15 protein-coding genes are annotated in these 14,554 nt (G+C 61.7%); 12 read left to right on the plus strand and 3 right to left on the minus strand.

What is annotated here, in order from left to right:
• Positions 1-21: 21 nt before the first annotated feature.
• The 6 genes from AACX99_RS00675 (at position 22) to AACX99_RS00700 (ending at position 5,006) form a co-directional block, all read left to right on the plus strand.
• Positions 22-918, plus strand: coding sequence for an energy transducer TonB (locus AACX99_RS00675; RefSeq protein WP_339408926.1), 897 nt, complete (start codon positions 22-24; stop codon positions 916-918).
• A gap of 72 nt (positions 919-990) precedes the next feature.
• The gene (locus AACX99_RS00680; RefSeq protein ID WP_339408927.1) at positions 991-1,560 is read left to right on the plus strand and encodes a YqgE/AlgH family protein; all 570 of its coding nucleotides are present in this window, start codon (positions 991-993) and stop codon (positions 1,558-1,560) included.
• Complete coding sequence (ruvX, locus tag AACX99_RS00685; RefSeq protein WP_339408928.1) at positions 1,560-2,000, plus strand: Holliday junction resolvase RuvX; 441 nt, start codon at positions 1,560-1,562, stop codon at positions 1,998-2,000. The genes AACX99_RS00680 and ruvX overlap by 1 nt, the downstream gene beginning before the upstream one ends.
• A gap of 207 nt (positions 2,001-2,207) precedes the next feature.
• Positions 2,208-2,714: a bifunctional pyr operon transcriptional regulator/uracil phosphoribosyltransferase PyrR gene (pyrR, locus tag AACX99_RS00690; protein WP_339408929.1), complete on the plus strand. Its 507-nt coding sequence runs from the start codon at positions 2,208-2,210 to the stop codon at positions 2,712-2,714.
• A 10-nt stretch (positions 2,715-2,724) separates the two neighbouring features.
• On the plus strand, positions 2,725-3,735 hold the full coding sequence (locus AACX99_RS00695; RefSeq protein ID WP_339408930.1) for an aspartate carbamoyltransferase catalytic subunit: 1,011 nt from the start codon (positions 2,725-2,727) through the stop codon (positions 3,733-3,735).
• The gene (locus AACX99_RS00700) at positions 3,735-5,006 is read left to right on the plus strand and encodes a dihydroorotase (RefSeq protein ID WP_339408931.1); all 1,272 of its coding nucleotides are present in this window, start codon (positions 3,735-3,737) and stop codon (positions 5,004-5,006) included. Before AACX99_RS00695 ends, AACX99_RS00700 begins: the two co-directional genes overlap by 1 nt.
• Positions 5,007-5,134: 128 nt before the next feature.
• Here the strand turns inward: AACX99_RS00700 and AACX99_RS00705 are convergent, their stop codons facing one another.
• Complete coding sequence (locus AACX99_RS00705; RefSeq protein ID WP_339408932.1) at positions 5,135-5,533, minus strand: TM2 domain-containing protein; 399 nt, start codon at positions 5,531-5,533, stop codon at positions 5,135-5,137.
• Between the two features lie 155 nt (positions 5,534-5,688).
• Here AACX99_RS00705 and AACX99_RS00710 point away from each other — a divergent pair, with 155 nt between their 5' ends.
• Entirely contained in the window at positions 5,689-6,900 is a 1,212-nt protein-coding gene (locus AACX99_RS00710) for a putative DNA modification/repair radical SAM protein (RefSeq protein ID WP_339408933.1), read from the plus strand.
• The gene (locus AACX99_RS00715; RefSeq protein WP_339408934.1) at positions 6,900-7,778 is read left to right on the plus strand and encodes a TIGR03915 family putative DNA repair protein; all 879 of its coding nucleotides are present in this window, start codon (positions 6,900-6,902) and stop codon (positions 7,776-7,778) included. The genes AACX99_RS00710 and AACX99_RS00715 overlap by 1 nt, the downstream gene beginning before the upstream one ends.
• Here AACX99_RS00715 and AACX99_RS00720 read toward each other — a convergent pair.
• Complete coding sequence (locus tag AACX99_RS00720) at positions 7,744-8,889, minus strand: PilT/PilU family type 4a pilus ATPase (protein ID WP_275960388.1); 1,146 nt, start codon at positions 8,887-8,889, stop codon at positions 7,744-7,746. The genes AACX99_RS00715 and AACX99_RS00720 overlap by 35 nt on opposite strands.
• A 106-nt stretch (positions 8,890-8,995) precedes the next feature.
• Entirely contained in the window at positions 8,996-10,030 is a 1,035-nt protein-coding gene (locus AACX99_RS00725) for a type IV pilus twitching motility protein PilT (protein WP_090240439.1), read from the minus strand.
• 63 nt (positions 10,031-10,093) lie between these two features.
• On the opposite strand from AACX99_RS00725, the gene AACX99_RS00730 reads away from it, so the two are divergent.
• From AACX99_RS00730 to AACX99_RS00745, 4 genes are all read left to right on the plus strand, one after another.
• The gene (locus tag AACX99_RS00730) at positions 10,094-10,780 is read left to right on the plus strand and encodes a YggS family pyridoxal phosphate-dependent enzyme (protein WP_339408935.1); all 687 of its coding nucleotides are present in this window, start codon (positions 10,094-10,096) and stop codon (positions 10,778-10,780) included.
• A gap of 37 nt (positions 10,781-10,817) precedes the next feature.
• On the plus strand, positions 10,818-11,636 hold the full coding sequence (proC, locus tag AACX99_RS00735) for a pyrroline-5-carboxylate reductase (protein WP_339408936.1): 819 nt from the start codon (positions 10,818-10,820) through the stop codon (positions 11,634-11,636).
• A 9-nt stretch (positions 11,637-11,645) separates the two neighbouring features.
• On the plus strand, positions 11,646-12,236 hold the full coding sequence (locus AACX99_RS00740) for a YggT family protein (RefSeq protein WP_339408937.1): 591 nt from the start codon (positions 11,646-11,648) through the stop codon (positions 12,234-12,236).
• Positions 12,237-12,540: 304 nt separating this feature from the next.
• Positions 12,541-14,523, plus strand: coding sequence for a dynamin-like GTPase family protein (locus tag AACX99_RS00745; protein ID WP_339408938.1), 1,983 nt, complete (start codon positions 12,541-12,543; stop codon positions 14,521-14,523).
• Positions 14,524-14,554 lie beyond the last annotated feature (31 nt).

The following is a 14,554-nucleotide window of genomic DNA, read 5'->3' on the forward strand; positions in this document are numbered from 1 at the left end:
CCTGAGCAGACCCGACACGCGATGAACGCAGCAGCCCAACTCCCTGAACTTTCCAGCGCCGGCGTACAGCCGGCGGACCGCCTGGGCTTCACCTTGTTCCTCGCGGCCGTGCTGCATGCTGCACTGATCCTCGGCCTGGGCTTTACCCTGGCCGAACCGAGCCAGATCAGCAAAACCCTGGAAATCACCCTCTCCACCTTCAAAAGCGAAGAAAAGCCTAAAGAGGCCGACTTCCTAGCCCAGGACAACCAGCAAGGCAGCGGTACTCTGGAACACAAAGCCGCGCCGAAAACCACCGAGCAGGCACTGTTTCAGGACAGCGAAGTCAAGCGCATCACTCCGCCGGCCTCGCCGCAACAGCCAGCAGTACGCCAGCAAGCACCGAAAGCTGCCGTCGCCACCCGCGCCCCACAGCAGCAGAAAACCCCGGTAAAGCGCGAAGAAGCCAAGCCAACGCCGCAAGCCCGGCCAGCGCCAGTGTTTGACAGCGCGCAACTGTCTTCGGAAATCGCCAGCCTGGAAGCAGAACTGGCCCAGGAAGTTCAGCAATACGCCAAGCGACCGAAGATCCACCGCCTCAACGCCGCCTCGACCATGCGCGACAAGGGCGCCTGGTATAAAGATGAGTGGCGCAAGAAGGTCGAGCGGGTCGGCAATCTGAATTACCCAGATGAAGCACGCCGTCAGGGCATCTACGGCAGCCTGCGCCTGCTGGTGTCGATCAACCGCGACGGCACCCTGTACGAAGTGCAGGTGCTGGAATCCTCCGGGCAGCGCACGCTCGACCAGGCCGCCCAACGCATTGTGCGACTTGCCGCGCCATTCGCGCCGTTTACCGGCGATCTGGCCGATGTCGACCGCCTGGAAATCATCCGTACCTGGCGCTTCGAGCGTGGCGATCGCCTGTCAAGCAACTGATCAGACAGACTTTTATCCAGCGATGCCGCGTCGCGCTTGAAGCCAATGGCCTGAAGCCTGAAACTAATGCCCATGAAAGACGCCAGCCCCAGCTACCTCAAACACCACTTCCTGATTGCCATGCCACATATGGCCGATCCACGTTTCGCGCAGACCGTCACCTACCTCATCGACCATAACGAGTTCGGCGCCATGGGCCTGGTGATCAACAAGCCCAACGGCCTCAACCTGGCTGACGTACTTGAGCAATTGCGCCCGGATGACGAGCCGCCCGCGCTCTGCCAGAGCACGCCGATCTTGACCGGAGGGCCAGTACAAACCGATCGCGGCTTTGTCCTGCACCCCAGCGGCCCGCAGTTCCAAGCCACCCTGGAACTAGGCGACCTGGGCCTATCGACCTCGCAGGACGTGCTGTTCGCCATTGCCGACGGCACTGGCCCGGAGAAATACCTGATCACCCTCGGTTACGCCGGCTGGGAAGCCGGACAGCTAGAGGCAGAGCTGGCAGACAACGCCTGGCTGACCTGCCCGGCCGATAACACCATCCTCTTCGACCTGCCTTTCGACCAGCGCCTGAACGCCGCGGCCGCACGCCTAGGGGTCAACCTCAGCCTGCTTACCTCGCAAGCCGGGCACGCCTGATGGCCGAGGCGAATGCAAAACCGCTGCGCCTGCTGCTGGGCTTCGATTACGGCAGTAAGCAGATCGGCGTTGCGGTCGGCCAGGTGATCACCGGTCAGGCCCGCGAGCTGTGCATCCTCAAGGCGCAGAACGGCGTGCCGGACTGGCAGAAGGTCGAAGCGCTGATCAAGGAGTGGCAGCCAGACGCCATCGTCGTCGGCCTGCCGCTGAATATGGACGGCACAAAAAGCGAGATGAGCGAGCGTGCCGAGAAATTCGCTCGCCGCCTTAACGGCCGCTTCAACCTGCCCGTGCATACCCACGACGAACGCCTGACCACTTATGAAGCCAAGGGCCAGCGCCTGCAGCAAGGGCAGAATAGCGGCTACCGCGAGCGCCCGGTCGACGCCCTGGCCGCCGCGTTACTGCTGCAAGGCTGGCTCGAAGAAAACAGCCCCTGAAAACTACCTGCGTTGCCGATACTGCGTTAAAAACAGGCTCGGAAAGCAGCTAACTGCTGACGTGCTTTAGCGCGGCCCGAAGGACGAGCGAAGCGAGCAATGCTCATTTACAACACGTAAACTGCGCTTCCTCGCCTGTTTTTGCCTTGTCTCGGCTGCCTCGCCTACGTTTTCAAGGGCTGTTTTGTATATATCTGGAGTGTTGCCATGAGCTTACCCAACCCGGCCGAACTGCTACCGCAAATGGCCGCTGCCCTGACCAGCCACCTGAACCAGCGGCAGATCAGTGAACCGCGTTTTATCGGCATCCGCACTGGCGGCGTTTGGGTTGCTCAGGCGCTGCTGGAAGCTCTGGACCGCGACGACGCGCTGGGCATTCTCGATGTGTCCTTCTATCGTGATGACTTCACCCAGAACGGCCTGCACCCGCAGGTGCAGCCCTCGGAGCTACCGTTCGAGATCGAAGGTCAGCACCTGGTGCTGATCGACGACGTGCTGATGAGCGGCCGCACCATCCGCGCCGCACTCAATGAGCTGTTCGATTACGGTCGTCCTGCCAGCGTAACCCTGGTCAGCCTGCTCGACCTGAATGCCCGCGAGCTGCCAATCCGCCCGGATGTGGTCGGTGCGACCCTGTCGCTGGCAGAGGATCAGCGGGTAAAATTGTCCGGCCCCACGCCGCTGACCCTCGAACTCCAGACGCTTGCCAACTGAGACTCGCCAGATGACGACCATAGCCGCCAAGCGCCCGCTGCAGCTGAATGACCAAGGCCAACTGCGCCACTTCCTGTCCCTCGACGGCCTGCCGCGCGAGCTGTTGACGGAAATCCTCGACACCGCCGACTCCTTCCTTGAAGTCGGTGCGCGCGCGGTGAAGAAAGTCCCGCTGCTGCGTGGCAAGACTGTGTGCAACGTGTTCTTCGAGAACTCCACGCGCACCCGCACTACCTTCGAGCTGGCGGCCCAGCGCCTGTCTGCCGACGTCATCACCCTCAACGTATCAACCAGCTCGACCAGCAAGGGCGAGACGCTGTTCGACACCCTGCGCAACCTGGAAGCCATGGCCGCCGACATCTTCGTCGTGCGCCACGCTGACTCCGGGGCCGCGCACTTTATTGCCGAGCATGTGTGCCCCAACCTGGCGATCATCAATGGCGGCGACGGCCGCCACGCCCACCCGACCCAGGGCATGCTCGACATGCTGACGATTCGCCGGCACAAGGGCAGCTTCGAAAATCTTTCGGTGGCCATCGTCGGCGACATCCTGCACTCGCGAGTGGCACGCTCAAACATGCTCGCGCTGAAAACCCTCGGCTGCCCGGATATCCGCGTAATCGCGCCAAAAACCCTGCTGCCGGTTGGCATCGAGCAATACGGCGTGACGGTTTACAGCGACATGGCTGCCGGCCTCAAGGATGTCGATGTGGTGATCATGCTGCGCCTGCAGCGTGAACGCATGACCGGCGGCCTGCTGCCCAGCGAGGGTGAGTTCTACCGCCTCTTCGGCCTCACCGAAGAACGCCTCAAGCCGGCCAAGCCGGATGCTCTGGTGATGCACCCTGGTCCGATCAACCGCGGCGTGGAAATCGAATCGGCAGTGGCCGACGGCCCGCAGTCGGTGATTCTCAACCAGGTTACCTACGGCATCGCCGTGCGCATGGCGGTGCTGTCCATGGCCATGAGCGGCCAGACCGCGCAACGCCAACTCAATCAAGATGCCGAGGAGCAGAACTGATGCGTATGCGTATCCTCGGAGCTCGTGTAATCGACCCCAACAGCGGCTTTGATCAGCTTGCCGATATCTACCTCGAAAGCGGCAAGATCGTCGCCATTGGCCAGGCGCCAGCCGATTTCGTCGCCGAGCAGAGCATTGACGCCCAGGGCCTGATCGCCGCACCTGGGCTGGTCGACCTTAACGTCGCCCTGCGCGAGCCGGGGTATAGCCGCAAAGGCAGCATCGCCACGGAAACCCTGGCGGCCGCCGCTGGTGGCATCACCAGTCTGTGCTGCCCGCCGTTTACCAAGCCCGTACTGGACACCCCGGCCGTGGCCGAGCTGATTCTCGACCGCGCCCGCGAGGCCGGACACACCAAGGTGTTCCCGATCGGCGCACTGAGCAAAGGTCTGGAAGGCGAGCAGTTGGCTGAACTGGTGGCGCTGCGCGACGCCGGCTGCGTGGCGTTCGGCAACGGCCTGGACAGCTTTCGCAATAACCGCACCCTGCGCCGCGCCCTGGAGTACGCGGCCACCTTCGACCTGACGGTGATTTTCCATTCCCAGGACCATGACCTGGCCGAGGGCGGCCTGGCCCACGAAGGCGCGACCGCCAGTTTCCTCGGCCTGCCGGGCATTCCGGAAAGCGCGGAAACCGTGGCCCTGGCCCGCGACCTGTTACTGGTCGAGCAGACCGGGGTACGCGCGCACTTCAGCCAGCTGACCAGCGCCCGCGGTGCTCAATTGATCGCCGATGCTCAGGCCCGTGGCCTGCCGGTAACCGCCGACGTGGCGCTCTATCAGCTGATCCTTACCGATGAAGCGCTGAGTGATTTCTCCAGCCTGTACCACGTACAGCCGCCGCTGCGCACCGCCGCCGACCGCGACGGCCTGCGTGCTGCGGTAAAAAGCGGGGTGATCTCGGCCATATCCAGCCACCACCAGCCCCATGAGCGCGACGCCAAGCTGGCCCCCTTCGGCGCCACCGAGCCCGGCATCAGCAGCGTGCAATTGTTGCTGCCGCTGGCCATGAGCCTGGTGCAGGATGGCCTGCTCGACCTGCCCAGCCTGCTCGCCCGCCTGAGCAGCGGCCCGGCACAAGCACTACGCCTGCCCGCTGGCAACCTGAACGTGGGCGCACCCGCCGACCTGCTGCTGTTTGATCCACAGGCCTCGACCCTGGCTGGAGAGAGCTGGTACTCGAAAGGCGCCAACTGTCCGTTTATTGGTCACTGCCTGCCCAGCGCCGTGCGCTACACCCTGGTAGATGGGCACGTCAGCTACAAAGCCTGACTCATCGCCACATAAAAAATCGCCGAGAGCGATTTTTGACGTCGCGCAGCGACGGCCCGCCGGGTGATCGCCATGGATGGCAGAGCACAAAAAGCCCGCCAATTGGCGGGCTTTTTCTTGCCTGAACGCTAGCTGCGTTCAGCGTTCTTGATCGACACCTGAGTGTTCAGAGTCCAGAAGTCGTACAGCACGCCCAGCAAAAATAAGCCGCCGGTGCACAGGTAGATGATTCCCGTGATCCATTTGCCCTGATACATACGGTGCACGCCAAAAATGCCGAGGAAGGTCAGCAGAATCCAGGCAACGTTGTAATCGGTATCGCCGGCGGTAAAACGCAGATCGGCTTCGCGATCCATTGCCGGAATCAGAAACAGGTCGATGATCCAGCCGATAAACAGCAGGCCAAAGGTGAAAAACCAGATGGTCCCGGTTACCGGCTTGCCGTAGTAAAAACGGTGAGCGCCGAGAAAACCAAAAATCCACAGCAGATAGCCGATAAGTTTGCTGTGCGTGTCCTGTCGCTGCATGTGCATGCTCCTGTTGGCTGATGACGCTTTGACGGCCCACTCTACGCAAGGTTCGCCGCTTGGGGAAATCCACCATGCAGTTAGCCACATCCACACTTGAAGCCCGCTGGCGATTGCTAAATACTGTATGTATAGCCAGTTAAACAGGCCGAATCATGCAGCTGATCGAAAAACTCACCGTCCTCGCCGACGCCGCCAAGTACGACGCCTCCTGCGCCAGCAGTGGCGCGCCAAACCGCAGCTCCAAGGGTAAAAACGGAATAGGTTCGACCAATGGCATGGGCATCTGCCACAGCTTCACCCCGGACGGACGCTGTGTGGCCCTGCTGAAAATCCTGCTGACCAACTTCTGCCTATATGACTGTCAGTACTGCGTCAATCGCCGCTCCAGCGACGTGCCGCGCGCGCGCTTTACCCCGGAAGAAGTGGTGGCCTTGACCATCGACTTCTACAAGCGCAACTGCATCAGCGGGCTGTTTCTCAGCTCCGGGATCATTCGCTCGGCCGACTACACCATGGAGCAACTGATCCGCGTGGCCAAATTGCTGCGCGAAGAGCATGAGTTTCGCGGCTACATCCACCTCAAGACCATCCCAGACGCAGACCCATTGCTGATTGCCGAAGCCGGGCGCTACGCCGACCGCCTCAGCGTGAATATCGAGCTGCCCACCGAAGCCAGCCTGATCCGCCTAGCCCCGGAAAAGAAAGTGCTCACCATCAAGCAGGCCATGCACTCGATCCACCAGGGCGAGAGCGAGGCCCGAGCAGAAATACGTGCGCCACGTTTCGCCCCGGCGGGCCAGAGCACGCAGATGATCATCGGTGCCGACGCCACCGATGACAGCACCATCCTGCACACTGCCGCCTCGCTCTACGGTGACTATCGCCTGCGCAGAGTCTATTACTCGGCGTTCAGCCCGATCCCGAAAAGCCCCAACACCGTCCCGTTTGAAGCGCCGCCACTGCTGCGCGAACATCGCTTGTATCAGGCCGACTTCCTGATGCGCGGCTACGGCTTCGCTGCCTCCGAGCTGCTGAGCGGCCCTGGTAACTTGGCGCTGGATATCGACCCGAAACTGGCCTGGGCGCTGAATAACCGCGAGCATTTCCCGGTCGATTTAAACCGCGCAGAACCGGCGATGATCGCCCGTGTGCCGGGCATCGGCGTGCTCAGTGCAAACCGTTTGGTCGCCCTGCGTCGGCAGAAACGCATTCGTTTCGAGGATCTGACGCGCCTGCGCTGCTCACTGGAAAAGGCCAAGCCCTTTATCGTCACCCAGGATTACCGCCCCCTGCAGGCCAGCCGCGAATCCCTGCTGCTGCGCCAGCAACTCAGCGAAACACCTGCGCAGATGGCGTTGTGGTGATGCATTGCGCGCAATTCGACGGCAGCTTTGCTGGCTGGCGCGAGGTCGCCAGAAGCTTGTTACAGCAAGGCGTGCCACCGCACCAGGTCAACTGGCTGGGTGACGGCGACAGCGGTGGACTGTTTGACCAAACGCCGATAAGCCTCGGCCGCGCCGTAACGAGCCCGGCACCGCGCATTCCTAAACAGTTACTTGAACTGCTGCAGAGCGCCTCATACTTTCGCGTCGAGGATCGCTGGAGCCTGCTCTATCGGATTCTCTGGCGCGTCGCCCAGGGTGATCGCGCCGCCATGCTCGCGGGGGACATAGATGGCAGCCAGCTGCATAAGCGACTCAAAGCGGTACGCCGCGAAGCCCATCACCTGCATGCCTTTCTACGTTTTCATCCACGGCCGGAAAGCGCCGAAGGGCCACAGCTGGTGGCCTGGCATGAGCCTGTCCACGACATTCTGGCCAGTGCCTGTGGGCACTTTGCCGAACGCCTGGGGCGCAGTACCTGGTTGATTGCCACACCGGATGACGGCGTGTATTGGGATGGCCAGCGACTGCACTACCAGCGACCGTGTCCCAGTGAGTGGCAACGCCTGGCGCAAGCGCCCGAGGATGAGGGAGAGGCCCTGTGGCTCGCCTATTACGGCAGCACCTTCAATCCCGCGCGACTCAATCGCAGCGCCCTGGAAACCAGCATGCCCGTGCGCTTCTGGAAAAACCTGCCGGAAGGACCACTGATTCCACAGCTGATGAGTCAGGCGCGCGCCGGCGCGCAACGCGATGGTCAGGCCGAAGCCGTCGCGCGCCAGGGCGGCAAACGCATTCGCCACACCAGCGCGCAACCGCCAACAGTCAGCGAAAGCGCCGACCCGGATCTTCCTCGCTGACTTCCAGCGACAAGCCCTGGGCCATGCTGCTCAGATGGTCGCCGTCGGTTTCCGAGCCGAGCTTGATCATCAGGCGCAGGTCGTTGGCCGAGTCAGCGTACAGCAGCGCATCTTCGTAGGTGATCTCGCCCTGGCTGTAGAGGTTGTACAGCGCCTGATCGAAGGTCTGCATGCCCTGCTCGGTGGAGCGTTTCATCAACGCCTTGAGCTCGTGCACCTCGCCCTTGCGGATCAGGTCGGCGGCCAGCGGGGTGTTGATCAGCACTTCGATTACCGCGCGGCGGCCCTTGCCGTCCGGGGTAGGAATCAGTTGCTGGGCAACGATGGCCTTGAGGTTGAGCGACAGGTCCATCCACACCTGGTTCTGCCGGTCAGCCGGGAAGAAGTTGATGATGCGGTCCAGCGCCTGGTTGGCGTTGTTGGCGTGCAGGGTGGCCAGACACAGGTGACCGGTTTCGGCGAAGGCCACGGCGTGGTCCATGGTCTCGCGGGTACGCACCTCACCGATCAGAATCACGTCCGGCGCCTGGCGCAGGGTGTTCTTCAGCGCCACTTCGAAGGACTCGGTGTCGATGCCGACTTCGCGCTGCGTGACGATGCAGCTCTGGTGCTGGTGGATATATTCGATCGGGTCTTCGATGGAGATGATATGACCGCTGCTGTTCTTGTTGCGGTAGCCGATCATCGCCGCCAGCGAGGTCGACTTACCGGTACCGGTAGCACCGACAAACAGCACCAGGCCGCGCTTGGTCAGCGCCAGCTTCTTGAGGATTTCCGGCAGCTTTAGCTCATCCAGCGTCGGGATATTGGTCTCGATGCGGCGTAGCACCATGCCGGCCAGGTTGCGCTGGTAGAAGGCGCTAACGCGGAAACGACCAACACCGCGCGCGCTGATGGCGAAGTTGCACTCATGATTTTCGGTAAAGTCGCGGCGTTGCTGCTCGTTCATCACCGCATGCACGGTTTCACGGGTCTGCTCCGGCGACATGGGCGTCTTGGTGATCGGCATGATTTTGCCGTTGACCTTCATCGACGGCGGCACGCCAGCAGTAATAAACAGGTCGGAGCCGCCCTTTTCCACCATCAGGCGCAGCAGTTTTTCGAATTCCATCGTTGTTCGCCCATGTGCATCACGCGGTTATGCAAGGCCAGCGGCAGGCGCGTGGATTGCCGCTGGGCTGAACCCGCCAGGCAGGTGCCTGCCGGGTACTGTCGATTTAGAAATTTTCTGGCGTTTTAGCTTTTTCGCGCGCCGCTTCGCGGCTAACGATGCCCTTGGAAACCAGGGTCTTCAGGCAGGAGTCGAGGGTCTGCATACCCAGCGAGCCACCGGTCTGGATTGCCGAGTACATTTGCGCCACCTTGTCCTCACGGATCAGGTTACGGATTGCCGGGGTGCCGATCATGATTTCGTGCGCTGCTACGCGACCGCCACCGATCTTCTTCAGCAGCGTCTGCGAGATAACCGATTGCAGCGACTCGGAGAGCATGGAACGAACCATAGACTTCTCTTCGGCCGGGAATACGTCGACCACACGGTCGATGGTCTTGGCCGCCGAGGTGGTGTGCAGGGTGCCAAATACCAAGTGGCCGGTTTCTGCAGCGGTCAGGGCCAGGCGGATGGTCTCCAGGTCGCGCATCTCGCCGACCAGGATGATGTCCGGGTCTTCCCGCAGGGCCGAACGCAGGGCTTCGGAGAAGCCGAGGGTGTCGCGGTGTACCTCACGCTGGTTGATCAGACACTTTTTCGATTCATGGACGAATTCGATCGGGTCTTCAACGGTGAGGATGTGGTGGTACTTGTTGCTGTTGATGTAGTCGAGCATCGCCGCCAGAGTGGTCGACTTGCCCGAGCCGGTCGGTCCGGTGACCAGCACCAGACCACGCGGCACATCGGAAATCTTGCGGAAAATCTCGCCCATGCCGAGGTCTTCCATGCTCAGTACTTTCGACGGAATGGTCCGGAATACTGCGCCAGAACCACGGTTCTGGTTGAAGGCGTTAACCCGGAAACGCGCCACGCCTGGCACTTCGAAGGAGAAGTCGGTCTCGAGGAACTCCTCGAAATCCTTGCGCTGCTTGTCGTTCATGATGTCGTAGATCAGTGCGTGCACCTGTTTATGGTCCAGCGCAGGCAAATTGATCCGGCGAACATCACCGTCGACCCGAATCATCGGAGGCAGGCCAGCGGAGAGATGCAGGTCCGATGCACCTTGCTTGGCGCTGAAGGCCAGCAATTCAGTGATATCCATGGGACTCCCTAATGACAGACAAGCAGGTAGAATGCCGCGAAACCCAGGCGGCGGGCGCAAGTAATGTCCACGATAGCAGAGAATATTGCAAAGGTCGGAGTGCGCATCCGTGAGGCGGCGCAAGCCTCGCAGCGAGATTGTGCGGCTGTTGGCCTGCTCGCAGTGAGCAAAACTAAACCGGCTGAGGCGATTCGTCAGGCATTTGCGGCCGGCACTCGCGATTTTGGTGAAAACTACCTGCAGGAAGCCCTGGACAAGCAGGCCGAGCTGAGCGATTTGCCGCTGACTTGGCACTTCATTGGCCCCATCCAGTCGAACAAGACCAAGCCCATCGCCGAGCACTTTGCCTGGGTGCATTCGGTGGACCGTCTGAAAATCGCCCAGCGCCTGTCTGATCAACGTCCGGCGCATCTGCCAGCGCTGAACATCTGCCTGCAAGTGAATGTCAGCGGCGAGGCCAGCAAGTCCGGCTGCAACCCGGACGAGCTGCCGGCACTGGCACAAGCGGTTACACAACTGCCCAACCTGCGCCTGCGCGGATTGATGACAATCCCTGAGCCGACCGACAACACCAACGAGCAACGCGCCGCCTTCGCCCGCTTGCGCGAGCTGCAGCAAGACCTGAACCTGGACCTCGACACCTTGTCCATGGGCATGAGCCATGATCTGGAAGCCGCCATCGCCGAAGGTGCGACCTGGGTGCGCATCGGTACCGCATTGTTCGGCGCGCGCGACTACAGCACTAGCTGATTGAATTTGCCTTCAGCCTTCTTAAAGGAAGCCCGTTATGACCACTCCCCGCATTGCCTTTATCGGCGCAGGCAATATGGCCGCCAGCCTGATCGGCGGATTGCGTGCCCAGGGCATTGACGCCAGCGCCATTCGCGCCAGTGACCGCGGCGCCGAACAGCGCAGCAAGATCAGCGCCGAACATGGCATCGAAACCTTTGCCAGCAACGCCGAGGCCATTCAGGGCGCGGACGTTATCGTGCTCTCGATCAAGCCGCAGGTGATGAAAGAGGTGTGCCTGGATCTCGCCGCGCATATCAGCGAGCAGCAGCTGGTGGTGTCGATTGCCGCCGGTATCAGCTGCGCCAGCCTGGAAAACTGGCTCGGCCCACGTGCAATTGTGCGCTGCATGCCCAACACTCCGGCACTGCTGCGTCAGGGCGTTAGCGGCCTGTATGGCAATGCACACGTATCGCAGACCCAGCGCCAGCAGGCCGAACAGCTGCTCAGCGCCGTAGGCCTGGCGCTGTGGCTGGATAAGGAAGCGCAGATTGATGCCGTGACCGCCGTGTCCGGCAGCGGCCCGGCGTATTTTTTCCTGCTGATCGAGGCCATGACCGCTGCTGGCGAGAAACTCGGCCTGCCGCGTGATACCGCCGTCCAGCTGACCCTGCACACCGCCCTTGGCGCCGCACGCATGGCCGTGGCCAGCGATGTCGATGCCAGTGAACTGCGCCGCCGGGTAACCTCACCTGCCGGCACTACTGAAGCGGCGATCAAGAGCTTCCAGGCCGACGGCTTCGAAGCCCTGGTCGAGAAAGCCCTGAACGCTGCCGCCCACCGCTCTGCCGAGCTGGCCGAACAACTCGGCCAATAAGGAACGAAAATGATCGGACTCAACACTGCCGCCGTTTATATCCTGCAGACCATTGGCAGCCTGTATCTGCTGATCGTGCTGCTGCGCTTTATCCTGCAACTGGTGCGGGCAGATTTCTACAACCCAGTCAGCCAGTTCATTGTGCGCGCCACCCACCCGCTGCTGAAGCCGCTGCGCAAGATAATTCCGAGCCTGGCCGGGCTGGATCTGGCCTCGCTGATGCTGGCGATTCTGGTGCAACTGCTGCTGATGGCAGTGACCCTGCTGCTGCTCGGTTATGGCCTGGACAACCCGCTGCAGCTGCTGGTGTGGTCGATCATTGGCGTCACCGCGTTGTTCCTCAAGGTGTTCTTCTTCGCCCTGATCATCAGCGTGATTCTGTCCTGGGTCGCCCAGGGCAGCCATAACCCCACCGCCATGCTGATCAACCAGATCTGCGAGCCGCTGCTGTCGCCGATCCGCCGCATCCTGCCAAGCATGGGCGGGCTGGACCTGTCGCCTATCGTGGCGTTTCTGCTCCTCAACCTGATCGACATGCTGGTGATTCGCAACCTGGCGATCATGACCGGTATGTATAAAGGCCTAAGCCTGGCGATCTGAAGGTTACGCGCGCAGGGGAGGTGTATCCCGCCCCTGCCGCCGCCCCTGACCATTCAGTCACCCCGACCGACCATAAGGCGGGCGTGCGATGACATGCAATTGACGCCATAGCTGCGACCCGCATAATGCCAAGCAGGTCAATCCACGAACTTCTGGGATCTGGCGTAATTCCACAGGCTTTAAAAGCGTTATCTGCCGCGTCAGTCAGCTGCGCGGCATCGTTCAATCTGTGCCCGACTTAACCTGGGTGCCGTATAGCCCCAGTCGCCCCACAATGGATGCGCCAACCGGAGGAAAGCCCAGGATGAGCATGGAACGTCTCAGTCAGCAGGTCGATGCTTACGTCACCTGGAAGCGCGAGCTGATGCGCGAAATCACCCGCTATCGCAGCTGGCTGGTGACCAATCGGCTGAACTCCGACGCCGTGGAAGCCAAGCTTGAGCGCGCGCTGAAGCTGCTGCGCACCGACCACATCACCCTGGCCTTTGTCGGCGAGTTCTCGCGCGGCAAGACCGAGCTGATCAACAGCCTGTTCTTCTCTTCTTACGGCCAGCGCATGCTGCCGTCCCAGGCGGGGCGCACCACCATGTGCCCCACCGAGCTGTTCTTCGATCCGCGCTCGGAGCGCTCCTATATCCGCCTGCTGCCGATCGAGACCCGTGTGTCCGAAGCCAGCGTGGCGCAGTTCAAACGTATTCCGCGGCACTGGGTAAATATCCCGCTGGACCTCAGCGACCCGGACAATATGGTCCAGGCCTTTGTCCAGGTCGCGCGGACCAAGCCCATGCCGGTCGAACAGGCGATTGCCCTGGGCTTCCACCCGGACATGCTGGAAAGCACCAATAAGTCCGGCGAAGTGCTGGTGCCGGCCTGGCGTCACGCCATGGTCAACTTCGATCACCCGCTGTTGCGTCAGGGTTTGCGCATCCTCGACACCCCAGGCCTGAACGCCCTCGGCAGTGAGCCGGAGCTGACCCTGTCGATGCTGCCTAGTGCCCAGGCGATCATCTTCCTGCTGTCCGCCGATACCGGCGTGACCGCCAGCGACATGGCCGTGTGGCAACAACATATTCGCCAGCTCGACGAAGACACCCAGACCAGCCTGTTTGCCGTGCTGAACAAGATCGACGTGCTGTGGGATGACCTGGCCGGCGAAGCCTTTGTGCAGAACGCCATCCGCCAGATCCAGACCAGCACCGCGCGCCAGCTCGGCATCCGCGTGGAGGACGTACTGCCGCTGTCGGCCAAACAGGCGATGCTGGCCAAGGTGCGCAAGGACCCGGAGCTGCTGGCCCGCAGCCAGATGAGCAACCTGGAAAACCTGCTGTGCGAGCGCATCATCGCGCAGAAGGAGCGCCTGCTCGAAGACCGCGTGGTCAATCAGGTGCTGGCTCTGCTGCAGAACAGCCAGCACGTGCTCAACCTGCGCCTGGAAAAGGTCAACGAGCAGCAGGCCCTGCTGAGCAACCATCAGCACGACAACGGCCAGATGCTGTTCGAGCTGACCGCCAAGACCAAGGAAGACCACAGCCAGCACCACAAACGCCTGCTTGGCCTGAAAACCAACCAGCGCCTGCTCAAGCGTCAGGGCGACTTGTTGCGCCACGCCTCGCGCAGTGAACGCCTGGACGAACACCTGAACAAGGTGCGCAAGAACCTCACCGGCAGCTGGACCACCCTGGGCATCAACCAGGCCATCCTGCATTTCTTCCGCAGCGTGGAGCAGGACCTGCACAACCTGTCGCAGGAAGCCGAGATGGCCAACAAGATGGTCGCGGCCATCTACCGTCGGCACAACGAAGAGAACCCGCTGCACGGCGTCGACGCACCGCAGTTCAACGTCAAACGCTACCTGCGTGAGCTCAAGCAGCAGCAGACCAAGGCCGACCAGTTCCGCCTGCAGCTGAAAACCCTGCTGACCGAACAGCGCAGCCTGACCAAGCGCTTCTTCGCCACCCTGGTGCAGGAAGTCATCGGCCTGCATCAACGTATGCGCCAGGAAGCCGAGCAGTGGGCCAGCGATGCGCTGATGCCACTGATGCAGCACACCCTGGAGCACAAACAACTGCTGGAAACCCATATGCTGCGGCTCAAGGCCCTGGCCCAGGAAACCCAGCAGGCGCGTCAACGCGGCCAGCAACTGGCGCGTTACAGCGGCGAACTGGAGCAGCAACTGGCGCAGGCCAACGACATGCTGCGCATCCTGCGTCGCCCTGCCCCCGTGCAGCGCCAGGGCAAGGTGGTTAACCTGCCAGGGGCTGCGCGCCCGCACAGCATCGGGGAATAGCGCTGTTGGCTTTCACTAATGAAGCTCTTAT

This window comes from Pseudomonas sp. EA_35y_Pfl2_R5, assembly GCF_963970805.1.
In the GTDB taxonomy this organism is placed as follows: Bacteria; Pseudomonadota; Gammaproteobacteria; order Pseudomonadales; family Pseudomonadaceae; genus Aquipseudomonas.